Source organism: Bifidobacterium saimiriisciurei, assembly GCF_010667655.1.
Taxonomy (GTDB): Bacteria; Actinomycetota; Actinomycetes; order Actinomycetales; family Bifidobacteriaceae; genus Galliscardovia; species Galliscardovia saimiriisciurei.
Window position 1 is genome coordinate 69,633 of sequence record NZ_WHZU01000011.1, and the last position, 17,158, is coordinate 86,790.

Below are 17,158 nucleotides of genomic sequence, written 5' to 3' on the forward strand. Positions count from 1 at the left end.
CTTCGCGGGGCAACGACGGCCTGCGGCCGGCCGCGCGAACGATGATGAGGGCATTCCTCCGCACGTTCCGCAGCGTGTTCCTCCATGTGTTCTCTTGTGGCATGAAAACGGCGGGGCATGTCGTGATTGATTGTGACAATGGGCGGTATGTCTATGTCATCCTCCTCCCATCGTCATGACCGCAAACGTTCCCGTTATGCGCGTCTGCTGCGTTCCCTCGTCGACCGTACGACAGGGAGGATCAAGGATGCCGCCGGATTCGGCCACGTCGACGTCGGTCATGTCGACGCCGACCATGCCGGTACCGATCGTGTCGGCGACGCTGGCAGTGCCGCGGCGGCGTCGAACCCCGCGACGCCGAAGTCGGCGGGACGCGCGGCGTTCGACACGTTCCTCGACCATACGGTCGCATTGAAGCCGCTCGTGCGACGCCGCGTGCTGCCGAAACTGCCGGGACTTCCCCCGCACTTCTCCGTCGGCTGGGTGCAGTTCCCCGAAACCGGCGGCGACGGCTACTCGCTCGCCGTGTTCACCGACCGCAACCATTGCGCACCCATCGCCTTCGTCGACCGTCAGGGCCGCGTATTCGCCGGCACGCAGATCCGCCCCGACGTGCAGCGCGCCGAACCGGTGTTCCTCTTCGCCAAGGAAAGCGAGATCGAAGTGCCGCGCAGCCGACTCGACGGCCAGGGTCCGATGGGTTCGGCCGACGGCGACGGCGAACTCTTCCACGCCCTGCAGGGCGGCATCGTCGGACGCGACGAAACCGGCGAAATGACGTGGCTCGCCTCCTGGCTCAAGGCCGACAACCGCTATACGCTCGAACAGATGCGTGCCGACCTGCCGGTGGAGCTGCGAGCCGACCTCGAATTCCGCGACGCCATCGCCATCGCGTTCTTCGCCGCATACCTGCTGCCCACGCTCGACGGATTCGTCGTCGGATTCGGCGCCGGCAACATCTTCCGCCGTCTTCGCCGCGAAGCCCCCATCGGCGCCATCCGCCGCAGCATCAAGGACACGATGCAGGCGCGCGCCCACGGCATGCGCGCCTCCGGACTCGAAGACCACTTCGCCGACCTGATGAACGAGGCCGGCGCGCTCGACACCATCGAAGGACTCGAGGCCGTGCACGGAGCCGAACCGCTGCACCTCTACTCGTCGCCCTACTCCGGAGCCTACTTCTTCGGCTGGGACTCCAGCCTCGAATTCCGGCCCGCGCTAGCCTCGCTGCGCATCGAAGGCAACCTCAACCGCTTCGCCGCCGTAAGCATGTGGCTCGAACGCAACTCGCGCATCGGCGTGTACCCCACGGAGGACACCGTCACGCGCGCGCAGGCCGCCCAGCTCGACCGCGCGCTGCTGCTCAACCCCGCCCTCACCGCACTGCCGTTGGAGGAGGAGCCCGGCGACTCGTTCGACCCCGTGCACGGCGACGGCACGTCGGCGCTCATGGCCATGGTGGACGCCGCCCGCGAGGCCGCGCAGGAAACCGCCGGCGGGGCGGCCGAAGGCAATGGCCCCGACGATGCGGCAGGTCCCGTGCATGGCGGCCGTCTGCGCCGTGCGCCGCGCGACGCCAACGGATCCGAATGGGTGTACCGCCAGACGTTCTCCTCGCTGGTGAGGAAGCTGCGCCTGCCATACCGCTTCGACGTGGAATTCCGCTCCAACCTCGCGGAAGGCAACGTGGCCATCGGCTTCACCACCGCCGGCACCTCGATGATGCCGTCGACCCGCTACGACGAGACGCGACGCGAATGGGTCACGCTCACCGACGCTGAACGCGCGTCATTCGGCGTGGACTACAACCTGCGCGTCGGCCTCATGCTCGCCGCGCTCGCCTTCGGCGTCGACTCGCACGTAAGCCACGTCTCGCTGCACATCGACTCCATCGGCCTCGAGGAGGCGGTCGCCGAGCAGAACTCCGCCATCTCAGCCATGATGAACGAGGCCCTGACCACGTTCGAACGCATGCGCACCGGAAGCATGGGCGGCGGCACGAAGGCCGACCCCAAGGACGGCGACTTCCATGGCAACCCATCGGCCCAGATGCCGGCCGCCACGGACGTGTCGTCGAATCCCGACGAGACGACGGACGCCGCCGACGGCGAGTCCGTCGACCAGGCGTTCCAGGACCTCATGCGAGGCACGGACCTCGACGAAATGGCGTTCTCGCTGTCGTCGGATGATAACGACGGCGGCGATATCGCCGGTGATGACGACGATGATTTCACCGGCGACTACGGCGGCGAGGCGGCCGGCGACGCCATGGACGCCGACGGCGACGTGGCGCAGGACGACCCCATCGCCGCATTGCGACGCAACCCCACCGTGCGCAACCTCGTCACCGTGACGTTCGACCGCGAGGCGTTCCTCGACCATGTGCGCTTGCTCGGCCTGAGCGAACCGCGCAAGGTGTACCGCGACTTCCGCGCCGTGATGGACATCGACGGCGCCGGCGCGCTGCAGCCCATCAACGCGGAGTTCGACATCCGCGACAACAAGTACTCGCCGCTCGGCTCCCAGGAGGAGCCCGAACTGAGCGACCAGCACTTCAGCCGGCCGTTGTCGACCGTGCTGGGCGCCAAGGACGCGCTCGGCCTCTCCATCCAAAGGGCCGACGTGCTGCAGCACGCCGTCAACGAATTCCACCGGCTCGCCGACGATCCGGGCTCCTCGGTGGACAAGGCGCGGCATGCGATGGAGGTGATCCAGCGCATCGCCGACCCCGAACTGTTCGACATCGCCTCCGACGTGACCAGCGCGCTGATCGACGGCCGTGACACCCCCGACGCCAAGTTCACGCTCACCGACCGGCTGGACGCCGAACGCGTGAAGGCCCGCGACCTGCTGTTCGGCGGACAGCCGCAGAAGGCCATGGAGGTGGCCGAGGCCGCCGTCGCCGACCTGGACTCGAAGTTCGCCGGCTCCGGCGCCGTGCCGCGCTACTTCAACTCGTACGCCGAACGCGTGGTCTACAACCGTCTGTTCGCCACGCCCGACGAACGCACGCTGCTCATCCCCGACAACCTGTTCTACGCGCATATGGAGCTCGCCGACGTGCGCGCCCAGCTCGAGGGGCCGGAACAGGCGCTGCCGCATCTCAACGCCATGGTGTCGTATGCGCCGGCCTATCCGCTGTCGCATCTGAGGCTCTCCATCCAGCTCGCGCGGGCGCAGGACTGGGATTCGGCGCGCGCCGCATGCCTCAACGCGCTGCGTGTGGCGCTCGACCGCGACGACGCCGCGTTCGCCTACTACCGGCTCGCCTACGCGGAATGGATGCGCGACGAATTCGACGTGGCGGCGGCCGCCTACCTGATGAGCGACTACATCAGTTCCGGCGCCGTTCCCGCACTGGAAGGCGAATTCAACGAGCTCATGGCCCGAGCCCGCTCGCAGTGCATACCCGTGCCGCAGAACGTGGACGACGCCAAACGGGTGCTGGCCGAGCACGACCTGCCCGTATGGCCTGCTCCGGAGACGCTGTCGATCGTGCGCGACGCGGCCCGCATGTGCGTGGACAACGCACTGTTCGTGCCCGCCCGTACGCTGTCGATGGCGGCGGCCCGCATGGACGAGCACGACGGGCTCGACGCCATACAGATCCAGTTCCTCCGTTCGCTGAACAACTGAGCCCGCCGAATAACTGAGCCCGCCGAATAACCAAGGGAGAGAAGACAACGCCCATGGCAAACGCACAGCACAAGACCAACGCCGCCACCGAACAGTTGGCCTGGGATTTCGACGGCGACGGCGACGTGACAGAAGACACGACGATCGCCGCCTACGAGCCCGGCTCCGCGCAGTGGGTGGCCGCATTGGGCGCCACGGACGCCGACGCCCTGAGGCTCGACGGCCTTGACGTTGCCGCCATGCGTTCGGATGACGCCGCACGCCTGTGGACCAAGGTGGCCGCATGGGTGGAATCCGACCAGATCGCCTACTACATCGATGACGCGCCGACCTCGTCGGACGCCGCCTACGATGCGCGCCTGCGCTGCCTGCAGCGGCTCGAGGCCGCGTTCCCCACGCTCGACTCGCCGCAGTCGCCCACCCATCGCGTCGGCGGCACGTTCTCCAACGACTTCGCGTCGGTGCGGCATCCCTCGCGCATGATGAGCCTCGACGACGTGTTCAGCATCGAGGAGCTGCGCGACTGGTACGATTCCGTGATCCGCGACCTCGACTGGCCGGAAGGCGAGCCGCTGCCCATGACCTGCGAGGTCAAGATCGACGGCCTCGCGCTGAACATCATCTACCGCAACGGCGTGCTCGAACAGGGTCTGACGCGCGGCGACGGCGTGACCGGCGAGGACATCACCATGAACGCGCGCACCATCGCCAACATCCCGCAGAACCTCGGCGGCCCCGCCGACGACATCCCCGACATGGTGGAGGTGCGCGGCGAGGTGTTCATGCGCTTCGACGACTTCAAGGCGCTCAACGAACGTCAGGAGGAGGCGGGGCGACCGCCGTTCGCCAACCCGCGCAACGCCGCCGCCGGCTCGCTTCGCCAGAAGGACCCGCGCATCACCGCCACGCGGCGGCTCACGTTCTACGCGCACGGCATCGGCACGCTCGACTGGGGTGCCGACCACCCGCGCGGCACCCACGACGTGGTGCACAACCAGTCCGAGGCATACGAACTGTATACGAAATGGGGCGTGCCCGTCTCGCCGCACAACCGCGAGGTCACGTCGTTCGACCAGATTCTCGACATGATCGACTACTACGGCGAGCACCGCGACGACATCGAGCACGCGCTCGACGGCATCGTCGTCAAGGTCGACGACCTGGGATTGCAGCGGCGCCTCGGCGCCACCTCGCGTGCGCCGCGCTGGGCCATCGCCTACAAGTACCCGCCCGAGGAGGTCAACACCGAACTGCTCGACATCACCGTGCAGGTGGGGCGCACCGGCCGCGTGACCCCCGTGGCCGTGCTCAAGCCCGTGTACGTGGCCGGCTCCACCGTGGCACGCACCACGTTGCATAATCCGTTCGAGGTCAAGCGCAAGGGCGTGCTCATCGGCGACACCGTGATCGTGCGCAAGGCCGGCGACGTGATCCCCGAACTCGTCGGGCCCGTGCTGGAACGCCGCAAGGGGCGCGAAAGCGAGCTGCGCGAGTTCGTGATGCCCGAACACTGCCCGAGCTGCGGGTCGAGGCTCGCCCCCGCCAAGGAGGGCGACAAGGACATCCGCTGCCTCAACATGGCGTGTCCGGCGCAGCTTACCGAACGCATCATCAACCTCGCCTCGCGCAAGGCGTTCGACATCGAGCATCTCGGCGACCAGAGCGCCATCGCCCTGACCAATCCCGAGGAGAACCGACCCGACACGGTGGAGACGTATGACCCGACCCGTCACGAGATTCTCGTCGGACCGGGGGAGGAGCCCCAGCCGTACGAGCCGCCGGCGGGACTGCGTCTGCCCGAACGCCAGCAGCCGGTATTGACCAGCGAGGCCGGCGTGTTCGACCTTGCCGTCGACACGTTGCGCGACGTGTACGTGTGGCGTGAGATTCCCATCATCGAGGTGCGTGAGGGCGTGAGTGCGAAGACCGGCCGCAAGACCAAGGTGCGCAAGCGTCTCGGCGGCTCCGGCCTGTGGTATCGCACGCCGGCGTTCTGGACAGCCCCCACCGATGCGAAGAAGGCCGGCGACAAGACCCCGGTAGAGGAGATTCGCGCCGACTATCCGGACTACGCCGTGCCCGCCGACGCGGTGATCGTGGACCATAGGACCCGCAAGGTTCGTGGCGGCGGCACAAGCGAACAGCCGGTGTACGTGCGCCCCGGCGAGAACACGCGCAAGATGCTCGACGAGATCGAGAAGGCCAAGCACACGGACCTGTGGCGTGTGCTCGTGGCGTTGTCCATCCGCCGTCTCGGCCCGCCCACCGCCAGGCTCATCGCCAACCAGTTCGGCTCGTTGGACGCCATCGAGGCGGCGAGCGCGGAGGAGCTTGCCGAAATCGACGGCATCGGACCGGAGATCGCGGAATCCATCGTGCAATGGTTTGCGGCGGCCCGTCAGAGCGGCGACTGGCGTGGAAGAATCCTCGACGCGTGGAAGGCCGCCGGCGTGGGCATGGTGGCCGAAACGAATGATACGCCGCAGACGCTCGACGGCATGACCGTCGTCGTCACCGGCTCGTTGGAGGGCTTCAGCCGTGACTCCGCGAAGGAGGCCATCATCGCGCATGGCGGCAAGGCGGCCGGCTCGGTGAGCAAGAAGACCACGTATGTGGTGGTCGGCGCCAACGCCGGCTCCAAGGCCGCCAAGGCCGAGACGCTGGGCGTTCCCATGCTCGACGAGGCCCAGTTCGTCCGGCTGCTGGAGACCGGCGAACCGGGGGAGAGGACGGAGTCCGAAACGGCCGCCTGATCTGCGACCGCCGGCGCGGAAGGGAGACTAGCGCATCAGCTGTTCGGCGATGGATTTGAATTCGGCGGCGAGCGGGGTGTCGGTGAGCGTGCCGTCGTCGTTCAGCACCACGGGGCGGCCGGCCTCGCCGTCGATGCGCACCTCGGGTTCGAGCGGCAGCGTGCCCAGCAGCGGCACATCATGCTTCAGGTCCTTGGTGAGCTGTTCGGAGACGCGCCGGCCGCCGCCCTCGCCGAAGATGCGCAGCTTCTCGCCGTTGTGCTCGTAGTAGCTCATGTTCTCGATGACGCCGCGCACCTTCATCGGCACCTGCAGGGCCACGAGGCCGGCGCGCACCGCCACGTCGGAGGCGCTCGGCTGCGGCGTGGTCACCACCACGAGCTCCGCGTTCGGCAGCGCCTGCGCCACCGAGATCGCCATGTCTCCGGTACCGGGCGCCAGGTCGAGCAGCAGCACGTCCGGCTCGCCCCACCACACGTCGGAGAGGAACTGTTCGAGCGAACGCTGGAGCCTCGGGCCGCGCCACAGGATCGCACGGTCGGCGCCGGCGAACATGCCGATGGAGATGAGCTTCACGCCCCACGCCGTAACCGGCATGAGCATGCCGTTGAGATTCGTCGGATGGTCGTGTGCGCCGAACAGGGTGGGCAGGGAGAAGCCGTAGATGTCCGCGTCGATGGCCGCCGTGTCGTAGCCGAGCGCCGCGAACGTGGCCGCCAGATTCGCCGTCACCGACGACTTGCCCACGCCGCCCTTGCCGGAGGCGATGGCGAAGATGCGGGTCTTCGTGCCCGGCTTGGTGAACGGGTTCTGCTTGCGTTCGGCCTTCAGGTCGTTGACCAGGCCGGTCAGCTTCGACTGGCTCATCGACGCCACGTCGATGTGCGGCACCAGCTTCGCCGCCGGATACGACGTCACCGCCTCGTTGATCTTGTCGATGATGGTCTGCGTGAGCGGGCAGCCCTCCACGGTGAGCTCCACCTTCACCGTCACATCCACGATGGAACGGCCCGAATCGATGACGTCGCGCGGCACCGCCTCGATCCCGACGATCATGCCGAGGTCGGTGATGGACTTGCCCAGCTCCGGATCGATGACGCGGCTCAGCCGGTCATGCACGTTCCGTTCGATCACATCGGTCATTCCCACCTGGTTCGCAGCCGCCATATCGTCCTTTCATCCGCCGATAGCCAATCCCGATCGCCAATCGTCGTAGGTCGCAATCGTTGCAGGTCGTATCCGTCGTATTCGTGTCATTGACACTGTACCGTGAAGTCGTCCGGCGTGCCAGAGAAACCGGATATGGAAAACGAAATATGATGGGCGTGAATCCTCTTGCAGCGACACGAAACGAGGTAACGATGCCGCAGTTCACGCCAAATCCAGCTAGGCCCATCGTCGAACGATACGACGGCACGTCATCGGACGGTACGCGGGCGCACGTCATCTACATGGAGCAGACGGCGGCGAACGTGGCGTTCGCGCTCGTGTTCCCCGATCGCCGGCATGACGATGCCGGTCGCGACGATGCCGGCAACATCAGTGGCGGCAGTATCGGTGAAGCCGGTGATAGTGCGGAGAGCATGGAGCCGCCGCGCATCGTGCACTGGGGGCGACCGTTGCCGGGCGTCGGACGCAAGGCCGTGCTGCTCGGTGCCTACGACGCATTGAAACCGCAGCGTGTCTCCGGTGCATTGAGCGAGACGTCGTGGCCGAGCATCCTGCCCACGCAGGCCGAATCATGGCTGGGCAAACCACGAATCGTCGTCCGACGAGACGGCGTGGAACTTTTCTGCCGATTCGCCGTCACCGACCTGTCGGCAACGGCAGACGGCGACACCGCGGCGGTGAACGTCACCATGCAGGATGTCGAACAGGGCGTGCAGGTCGTCTGGCGGGCCGAACTCGAACCCAGCGGACTCGTTCGACAGCGTGCCGAAGTGCGTAATCTCTCTGACGAGGACGGCGTCTGCGAACACGAAGCCGGCGGGCGTGATACGGCCGGGCGAGATACGGCCGGCTGCGCCGCCGTCAGTCGGCGCGCGCCGCTGGAGGTCGGCGGCGTCGAACTCGGATTCCCCATCCCCGAAACCGCCTCCGAAATCCTCACCACCACCGGCCATCACCTGCGCGAACGCTCGCCGCAACGCCAGCCGTTCACCATCGGCCGATTCGAGAAGAACTCCCTCGCCGGCCGGCCCGACTTCGACGCCTCCCTGCTGCTCACCGCCGGTACGCCCGGCTTCGGCTTCGAACACGGCGAAGCGTACGCCGTGCACGTCGGATGGAGCGGCAACTCCACCCTCGCCGCCGAACGCCTGCCCTACACCACCGGCGTTATCGGCGGCGGCGAGCTCCTCTCCGGCGGCGAAGTCACGCTCACCGCCAATCCGGACGGCACCAACCCCGACACCTACACCACGCCATGGGTCTACGGCTCATACGGCGACGGGCTTAACGAGATTGCCGCACGATTCCACCATCATCTGCGTTCGCTGCACCCGAACCTCAGCGCCAAGCCACGCCCGGTGATCCTCAACACCTGGGAGGCCGTGTACTTTGGCCAGAACTACGACACCCTGGCCGCGCTCGCCGACAAGGCCGCGGAAATCGGCGTGGAACGATTCGTCGTCGACGACGGCTGGTTCGGCTCCCGACGCGACGACACGTCCGGCCTCGGCGACTGGCATATCGCGAAATCGGTCTGGCCCGACGGCGAGAAAAGTCTCAAGGCGCTCGCCGACCATGTGCACGGCCTCGGCATGGAATTCGGCCTGTGGTTCGAACCGGAGATGGTCAACCCCAACTCCGACGTTGCCCGCGAACACCCCGACTGGATCCTCGCGCCCACGCCGAACCGTCTGCCCATGGAAGGCCGCAGCCAGCAGGTGCTCGACCTGACCAACCCGGCCGCGTTCGACTATATTCTCGGCAGCATCGATACGCTGATTGACGAGCTTGGCATCGACTACATCAAATGGGACCACAACAAACTCGTCACCGAAGCCGCAAGCCCGGTGCACGGCCATCGTCCCGCCGTGCACGCGCAGACCCTTGCGGTATATGACATCTGGCGCACACTCAAGGAACGCCATCCCGGTTTGGAGATCGAAAGCTGCTCGTCGGGCGGCGGCCGCGTGGACCTCGGCATCCTCGAATACGCGGACCGCATCTGGGCGTCCGACTGCGTGGACCCGGTCGAACGCGCCGACATCCAACGCTACACGTCGCTGCTCGTGCCGCCCGAGATGATCGGCGCGCACGTGGGCGCCAGCCCCGCACACTCCACAGGCCGCGCCACAACGCAGACCATGCGCATGGCCATGGCGTTCCTCGGCCACCTCGGCGTCGAATGGAACCTGCTCGACCAGCCGCAACAGGACCTCGACCTGCTGGCCGAATGGATAGCCGAATTCAAGAAGCACCGCGAATGGTTCGCCATCGACACCATGGTGCACGCCGACAGCGCAGACCCGGCCGTGCGGCTCGACGGCGTGGTCAAGCCCGACCGTTCAGCCGCCATCTACCGGTTCGCGCAGCTGACCACGTCGGCCACGTATCCCGTCGCGCCGATGCATGTACCCGGCCTCGACCCCGCGAAGAACTACCTGCTCCAGCCCGTGCCCGTGAACGTGGACATTTCGGCGATATCCAACGGCCAGACGCCGCTCGGATGGTGGAACGCCGACGGCATCACGCTCTCCGGCGCGCAATTGTCGTCGTACGGACTGCGCATGCCAAGCCTCGACCCCGCCAACGCCGTCCTCTTCTGGGCCATCGAGGTGTGAGCCGAGACATCAGCGCACCAGCGTCGTCACAGTGTTCGGCATCTTGCCGCCGCGATTGAGAAACGACCTCGTGCGGCAGCGCAACAGGATTCGCCGACCCTCCTCGGTATGGGTGTCGATCATCGTGCAGCCGGTCCAATGCCGTTGCAGACTGGCACGCAGGACTTCCACATCCCGCCTACGTCGGGCGAACATGGCTGGGCAGGGCAGGCTCACGCCATACTCGCGCACGCCCCACTCCCGTCCGACGATGACGTAGTGCGGATTGTCGATGGGGGAGAGCAGCTCCGCCATGGTTTCGGCAAACACGACCTGCTCGCGCCGTGTGCCGCCGACCAGCATGCATCGCAGAGCCGATTCCCCGCCTGTGCCGGGGGCCGGCACATCCTCGATGGTCACGAACATGCGAGAATCCGGTGATTCATCGAATCGGCCGTTCGATGCGAATCGGTCGTTGGACGCAGCTCGGTCGTAAGGAACTCCTCGATTGCCGGACGATATCGCGCCGATGCCGCGCAGGGCGTCAAGCACCGCGCACGACAATGCGAACAACGATTGCCTCGGCACCATGACGGCCCGCCAACGCATGACCGTCCGCCCTATCGGCACCAGCGCCATCGCGCCGCATACGAGCATCGTCGGCCAGAATCCGAAATTCGCGCCGGAACGGGCCGAGGAACGCACCATGCCCGTCGCAACGTTCACCATCAACCCCACAACCTGCGACAACATGGCATACGCCAGAATCTCCCCCAACGGCAGCAACAGCAACGCCTTCGGCGGCACGATTGGACGGTCCAATTGCACGGCCTGCGAAACCCGGTCATCCGCATCATCGATTGCGTCATGCCATAGTTCGGCGGTCCGTGCACGATTCGCGCTTCGTCGCAGCATCACCGTATTGATGCGCGCGATGCCGTCGCGGTCGTATGGCGGCGTGAACACGCCCAGCCGGTCGATGCCGCTTTCCACACTGCGCGACATATACGACGGCCCGAGAAAACAGTCGAACCGACGACGCAGCATCGCGAAATCATCGCCACGAATCGTCGAATCATCCGGCGGGTCAAGCCATTGCATCGTCTGTTCGCCGACGTCGCTGAACGTCAGATGCTCGGGTTCCACGGCCGCCAGATGCCAGATGTTCGCGACCTTGTGCGGGTCGGCGGCCAGACTGCGAATCGCACGGCCACGCATCTGATTCGTCAGCATGAACGACCCGACCGTGCTCGCCAGCACCAGCGTATTGACGCTCGGCGAATCCCAACCCTCGCCCAGCAGCGACTTCGTACCAATCAGCACATGCAGCAGCCCGGCCTCGACCAGTTCGGTGACGACGGCGATTTTCGCGCCATTCGATGGCCCCAGGTCGACCTCGCAATACCGTTCGTCCGGCAGCGGGCGGTATGTGGGTGTTATTCGATGTGCGGCGGCAAGACGGTCGATGTCGTCGGTCAGACTCGTCGGCATGATGGTCAGACTGCCGGAGACGGCGCCGACCAGCGGTATGAAAGATATGAAATCATTCGCCGGATCAGTCGGGCCGATTCTTACGTCTGCAATCGGCTCCTTCGAAGTCTTCGCATCTGGGGTTGCCGTGTCCGGAGCCATTGCCTTTGCGCGGGCGCTTGCCCTCATGAGGTTCATCGTTCGGCGAATCGTCTCGAAAATCGGCACCAATCCCATCGATGTGATCGGCCTGTCGTCGCCGATGCGGCGCTTCTCGTCGGCGCGAATATAGTCGGTCAGCACCAGCATGCGCAGCCGTTCGCCCATCACCGCGCTCTCATGCCGGACGATGCGACCTATCGACTCGAGCTTTCCGGAGGATGACATCAATCGCCGAGTCAGTTTGTCGTTGTCCAACAGGCAAACGCGGCCACGGTCGGTCATGCCAAGGCGGGTCAGTTCGCGCTTGAGCTGTTCCGACAACGACTTGCCGAACAGTTCGGGCGCGCCGACGATGAATCGGAACGCCCGCTGCGCATACGACATGCGGTACGCGGGCAGCATGTGTTTCGCCGTGACCAGACGAATCAGCCGTTTCGGCGGTGTCATGCCATCGCGGCGACTCATCATCACCAGCAACGCCAGATAATCGTCGGGATGCTCATACAATGCGGGCGGTATCTGCGTCTGCCGTCCGTCGGTCGCGATGCCTGCGGCGACAATGGCCTGTGCGAACATATCGTCGTTGACGATTCGCCGCACGGCATCGCCGGCCTTGATGCGAAACCGATGGATCTCCGCCGCCTCGGCCGGTGTCGGATAGCTGAGCATCACGAAATCCTGATGCGGGCACAGGTCGCCGTGTTTGACCAGTTCCGGCGTGAAGATCTCCTTGTCAATGTCGCCGCACAGCGCGGTATAACGCTTCCATTCGTTGGCGTTCGCATCATATGGCGGTGTCGCCGTCAGAGCGATGATGAGGATGTCGTTCCCGACGCGCGGATCGGCACGCAACATCGCGACGAATGATTCGAGGATTCGCTGCCACTCGCGACGCAGATGATGCGCCTCGTCAAGGCAGATGATGCGCACGCCGGCGGCCACGAGACGATCGACCAACGCGGCGAGCAGACGGCGCTCTCGGTCCTCCGGGGATTCGGCGGCGGCTTTGGTTTTGGTGTTGGCAGTTGCGTTGGCGCCGTCGGTGTTTTTGGTGTCGGTGTTGGCAGCAGTGTCAGCGATGCCGTTGGCGCTGCTGCCGTCGTCGGCTCTGGTGCTGTCGGCTTTGATACTGTCGACTTTGCCGCCGCGTTCGCTGACTGCCGCATGCAACGCCTGATACGTCACCGAGGTCAGGGCCTTGGGATGACGAAGATCGTCGGAGACCAGGGAACGGAGGAGATTGTCGTTCCCGTCAGTGCCATTGGCATCATCGATAATCCGGAAATTCTCGACGAACCGTCTGCGCCATTGGTCGGCGATGGCGACGGTGGGGGAGAGCACCAACGCGTTGACGTCCTTCTCGTTGCCAGAAGAACTTTCGTATCGACTTTCATACCGGCCTTCGTATCGGCTCCCGTATCGGCGGATGAGCTCGAGGCCGAGAATGGTCTTGCCGCTGCCGGGCGGTGCGACGACATGGATATGCCCGTCGGCGGCATGACGTTCAGAGGCGTCGAGCACGCGTTGCTGATAATCACGGAACTCGCCGCGGAACCGCAGACGTTGCCAAACACCGTTATCATGCATGGCATTGCGATGTGCACCTGCGGCGCTGTGATGTGCATCCATGCCACGATTTTTATCACGGGATGGTGGATATCCTGCGCTTATGGGTTTCGTGCGGCGATTCGCTGGCATGGGACGTCAAATGCGCGGCATTATGCATGCCGTGCCACGATTTTCCGGCAACGGAACACATAAACACATGATGGATATCAAATCGTGTACTCCGCGTCGCATTCGTGTGACAATGACTCGAATGAATGCAGAAATCGTATGCTCCATGCCGCGTTTTCCTGCCTCGGCGACGAATCTCGGCGTTGCTTACGCCCATATCGCGGCAATGTCAAGACTTGACAACGCGATATGGGCAAAACAAGGCAACGATTGGCAACAATTTCCCTGCGCGAAGCCGCATGCACATACGCTGAAATCAGCCAAACGAAGTGCTGGAATACGAAGCTGTAACGGCGTTTCGCCAAGCTGGATCATCGCATTTCACCGAGCAGAAAGCAGGGAAAAATGACAGACAACAATCTTCCGGTTCTCAATGCCGAAGTCGCCATCGAGAAGGGTCTGACCACTGCGGATGCCGCCAAGCGTCCCATCAAGGTCATTCAGTTCGGTGAGGGCAACTTCCTGCGCGCATTCGTCGACTGGACCATCCAGCAGCTCAACAACAACGGCCTGTTCGGCGGCAACGTCGCCATCGTGCAGCCGATCTCCCAGGGCCGTGCCAAGGAGCTCGCCGCCCAGGACAACCTCTACACCGTCGTCCTCGAAGGCCTCAAGAACGGCGAGCAGGTGCAGTCCCGCGAGCTCATCGACTCCATCGGCAAGTCCCTCTCCGCCGTCGGTGACTGGGAGGAGTTCCTCGCCCTGGCCGACGAGCCGGAAGCCAAGATCATCATCTCCAACACCACCGAGGCCGGCATCGCCCTCGACGACTCCGACACCGCCGAGACCGTGCCGCCGAAGAGCTACCCGGCCAAGCTCGTCCACCTGCTCAAGCGCCGCTTCGACAACGGCCTGCCCGGCTTCCTCATCATCCCCTGCGAGCTGATCGCCGACAACGGCGACACCCTCAAGAAGTACCTGCTCGAGCTGGCCGACAAGTTCGGCTACGGCGAGGACTTCAAGGCCTGGCTCGAGAACGACAACAAGTTCTTCAACACGCTCGTCGACCGCATCGTCCCCGGCTACCCGCGCGACCGCGCCGAGGAGCTGTGGAACGAGCTCGGCTACGTCGACAACAACATGGTCAAGGCCGAGCCGTTCCTGCTGTGGGTCGTCTCCGGCGACGCCGAGGCCATCGACGAGGCCCTGCCGGCCAAGAAGCTCGGCATCGACCTGGTCACCCCCGAATCCGTCAAGCCGTACCGCGAGCGCAAGGTGTTCCTGCTGAACTGCCCGCACACCACGCTCGCCTCCGTGGCCCGTCTGGCCGGCGTCGCCACCGTGGGCGAGGCCATGAACGACGCCGACGTGCGTCCGTTCATCGAGAAGGAGATGCACGAGGAGATCATCCCGGTGCTGTCCCTGCCCGAGGACGAGCTCAACAAGTTCGCCGAGGCCGTGCTGGAGCGCTACGCCAACCCGTTCGTCAAGCACGCGCTCGACGCCATCGGCCTGAACTCCGCCGCCAAGTACGTCACCCGCTGCCTGCCGGTGCTGCTCAACAACGTGGAAGGCGGCCACGGCCTGCCCAAGCGTCTGGTGCTGGCCCTCTCCGGCCTCATCTACACCTACGGCGGTCTGGCCGAGGGCAAGGTCAACATCTCCGATGATCCGGCCGTCGTCGCCAAGTTCGAGGAGGCCGCCAAGAGCGAGAACTACGCGGCCACCATCCTCGCCGACGCCTCCGTGTGGGGTCAGGACCTCACCGAGGTCGAGGGCCTGGTCGACGCCGTGGCCGCCAACCTCGAGGCCATCAAGGCCGAGGGCATGCGTCCGCTCATCAAGGCGCTCGCCTGAGTCATTTGCTCATGGGAGTGAATAGCTCTCCTCGGTCCGCCTGTGATTGGCTCCCCTCCCCGCGGAGGGGAGCTGTCATGCGCAGCATGACTGAGGGGAGCCATCCCATGCATTCATTCGTGTATAGGAAGGGCTTTCATCATGGATACGATTCATCTCGATCCGCATGACAAGGTCGCCGTCGCCGCACGCGACCTGAAGAAGGGCGAGGCCGTCAAGGTCGAGGGTCTTGCCGAACCGGTCGTCGCGCTCGAGGACGTCGGACGCGGCCACAAGATCGCCATCGAGGACATTCCCGAGGGCGAGCAGATCATCAAGTACGGCTACTCCATCGGCCATGCCAGGTGCGACATCGCCAAGGGCTCGTGGGTGCATACGCACAACACGAAGTCGAACCTCGGCCCGGACCTGCAGTACACGTACGATCCGGTGCCGGACGTCGTCAAGCCGGGCAGCAAGCCCAGCGACCTGACGTTCCAGGGCTACCGCCGTTCCACCGGCAAGGTCGGCATCCGCAACGACCTGTACATCGTGCCGGCCGTCGGCTGCATCAACTCGCTGTGCGACAACATCGCCAAGCAGTTCGAGGCCCTGCATCCCGACTGCGGCGCCTTCGACTCCATCATCATCGCGCATCATCCGTACGGCTGCTCCCAGCTGGGCGGCGACCATGAGATGACCAAGCGCATCCTGCAGGACATCGCCATGCATCCGAACGCCGGCGGCGTGCTCGTGGTGGGCCTCGGCTGCGAGAACAACCAGATTCCGCAGTTCAAGTCGGAGATGACCCCGCTCATGGGCTGCTGCGGCACGGACGCCGAGCCGAGCGACGCCGTCGTCAAGGACCTGCAGGACGGCCTCGTCTACGACCCGCATCGCGTGAAGTTCATGATCTGCCAGCTTGAGGACGACGAGTACGAGACCGCCGCCAAGCTGCTCGAGGAGCTCAACGAGGCGGCGCTGAACGACCACCGCGAGCCCATCCCGATCAGCGAGCTGACCGTGGGCGTCAAGTGCGGCGGCTCCGACGGCCTGTCCGGCGTGACCGCCAACCCGCTCGTCGGCAAGTTCGCCGAGTGGCTGGCCTCGCAGGGCGGCAAGGTCGTGCTCACCGAGGTGCCCGAGATGTTCGGCGCCGAGCAGGTGCTCATGAGCCAGGCCAAGGACGAGAAGACCTTCGAGGACATCGTCCACCTGATCAAGAACTTCAAGGACTACTTCCGCAAGTACAACCAGCCGATCGGCGAGAACCCGTCGCCGGGCAACAAGGCCGGCGGCATCACCACGCTCGAGGACAAGTCACTCGGCTGCATCCGCAAGGGCGGCAAGTGCGAGGTCACCGACGTGATCGCCTACGGCCACCAGGCCTCCGAACCGGGCCTGACCCTGCTGCAGGCTCCCGGCAACGATCTGGTCTCCTCGTCCGCGCTGGCCAGCGCCGGCTGCAACATCGTGCTGTTCACCACCGGTCGCGGCAACCCGTACGGCACCTACGTGCCCACGTACAAGGTCGCCACGAACGTGCCGCTCGCCACCAAGCATTCGCGCTGGATCGACTTCAACGCCGGCCGTCTGCTCAGCGAGCACATGGAGGACGTCCTGCCCGACTTCATCGCCAGCGTGATGGCCACCGTCAACGGCGAGCGCAGCACGCGCAACGAAGAATACGGCATGCACGAGATCGCCATCTTCAAGGACGGCATCACCGAATAGTCGGACGTCCGGCGTCCGGCATCGTCTGGTCGCAATCGCCCGTCGTGTCGCATTCCGCCTGCAGGTGCCTCTGCCGTTTGCAGGCGGAATTCCCTCGGTCGGCTTGGCCGATGGCTCCCTCCG

Annotated in this window: 8 protein-coding genes; 6 read left to right on the forward strand and 2 right to left on the reverse strand. The window is 65.2% G+C overall.

All coding sequences use genetic code 11. From position 1 onward, the window contains the following. Window positions 1-147: 147 nt before the first annotated feature. Both GFD18_RS07630 and ligA read left to right on the forward strand, forming a co-directional pair. Window positions 148-3,636, forward strand: a complete 3,489-nt coding sequence (locus tag GFD18_RS07630) for a tetratricopeptide repeat protein (RefSeq protein WP_225432974.1) — start codon at window positions 148-150, stop codon at window positions 3,634-3,636. 53 nt (window positions 3,637-3,689) lie between these two features. Then, on the forward strand, window positions 3,690-6,389 hold the full coding sequence (ligA, locus tag GFD18_RS07635) for an NAD-dependent DNA ligase LigA (RefSeq protein ID WP_163199086.1): 2,700 nt from the start codon (window positions 3,690-3,692) through the stop codon (window positions 6,387-6,389). Between the two features lie 27 nt (window positions 6,390-6,416). On the opposite strand, the gene GFD18_RS07640 is transcribed toward ligA, so the two are convergent. Further along, window positions 6,417-7,532 carry an Mrp/NBP35 family ATP-binding protein gene (locus GFD18_RS07640; protein ID WP_163199477.1) on the reverse strand — a complete coding sequence of 372 codons (1,116 nt, stop codon included), beginning with the start codon at window positions 7,530-7,532 and terminating at the stop codon, window positions 6,417-6,419. 218 nt (window positions 7,533-7,750) lie between these two features. Between GFD18_RS07640 and GFD18_RS07645 the strand changes: the two genes are divergently transcribed. After that, on the forward strand, window positions 7,751-10,177 hold the full coding sequence (locus GFD18_RS07645) for an alpha-galactosidase (RefSeq protein ID WP_191997354.1): 2,427 nt from the start codon (window positions 7,751-7,753) through the stop codon (window positions 10,175-10,177). Between the two features lie 9 nt (window positions 10,178-10,186). On the opposite strand, the gene GFD18_RS07650 is transcribed toward GFD18_RS07645, so the two are convergent. After that, a complete protein-coding gene (locus GFD18_RS07650; RefSeq protein ID WP_163199088.1) occupies window positions 10,187-13,375 on the reverse strand; it encodes a DEAD/DEAH box helicase family protein in 3,189 nt (1,062 codons plus the stop codon). A 178-nt stretch (window positions 13,376-13,553) separates the two neighbouring features. On the opposite strand from GFD18_RS07650, the gene GFD18_RS07655 reads away from it, so the two are divergent. The 3 genes from GFD18_RS07655 to GFD18_RS07665 all read left to right on the forward strand — a co-directional run bounded on the left by GFD18_RS07655 (window position 13,554) and on the right by GFD18_RS07665 (window position 17,035). Further along, on the forward strand, window positions 13,554-13,874 hold the full coding sequence (locus tag GFD18_RS07655; RefSeq protein WP_163228269.1) for a hypothetical protein: 321 nt from the start codon (window positions 13,554-13,556) through the stop codon (window positions 13,872-13,874). Beyond that, the gene (locus tag GFD18_RS07660) at window positions 13,871-15,322 is read left to right on the forward strand and encodes a tagaturonate reductase (RefSeq protein ID WP_163199091.1); all 1,452 of its coding nucleotides are present in this window, start codon (window positions 13,871-13,873) and stop codon (window positions 15,320-15,322) included. Before GFD18_RS07655 ends, GFD18_RS07660 begins: the two co-directional genes overlap by 4 nt. 141 nt (window positions 15,323-15,463) lie before the next feature. Further along, window positions 15,464-17,035 carry a UxaA family hydrolase gene (locus tag GFD18_RS07665; protein ID WP_163199094.1) on the forward strand — a complete coding sequence of 524 codons (1,572 nt, stop codon included), beginning with the start codon at window positions 15,464-15,466 and terminating at the stop codon, window positions 17,033-17,035. The last annotated feature ends 123 nt before the right edge of the window (window positions 17,036-17,158 follow it).

Bases quoted from the DNA above. Each gene is read 5' to 3' on its own strand.
- GFD18_RS07665 (WP_163199094.1), top strand. From the start codon at position 15,464: ATGGATACGATTCATCTCGATCCGCATGACAAGGTCGCCGTCGCCGCA.
- ligA (WP_163199086.1), top strand. From the start codon at position 3,690: ATGGCAAACGCACAGCACAAGACCAACGCCGCCACCGAACAGTTGGCC.
- GFD18_RS07645 (WP_191997354.1), top strand. From the start codon at position 7,751: ATGCCGCAGTTCACGCCAAATCCAGCTAGGCCCATCGTCGAACGATAC.
- GFD18_RS07650 (WP_163199088.1), bottom strand. From the start codon at position 13,375: ATGCATGATAACGGTGTTTGGCAACGTCTGCGGTTCCGCGGCGAGTTC.
- GFD18_RS07630 (WP_225432974.1), top strand. From the start codon at position 148: ATGTCTATGTCATCCTCCTCCCATCGTCATGACCGCAAACGTTCCCGT.
- GFD18_RS07655 (WP_163228269.1), top strand. From the start codon at position 13,554: ATGATGGATATCAAATCGTGTACTCCGCGTCGCATTCGTGTGACAATG.
- GFD18_RS07640 (WP_163199477.1), bottom strand. From the start codon at position 7,532: ATGACCGATGTGATCGAACGGAACGTGCATGACCGGCTGAGCCGCGTC.
- GFD18_RS07660 (WP_163199091.1), top strand. From the start codon at position 13,871: ATGACAGACAACAATCTTCCGGTTCTCAATGCCGAAGTCGCCATCGAG.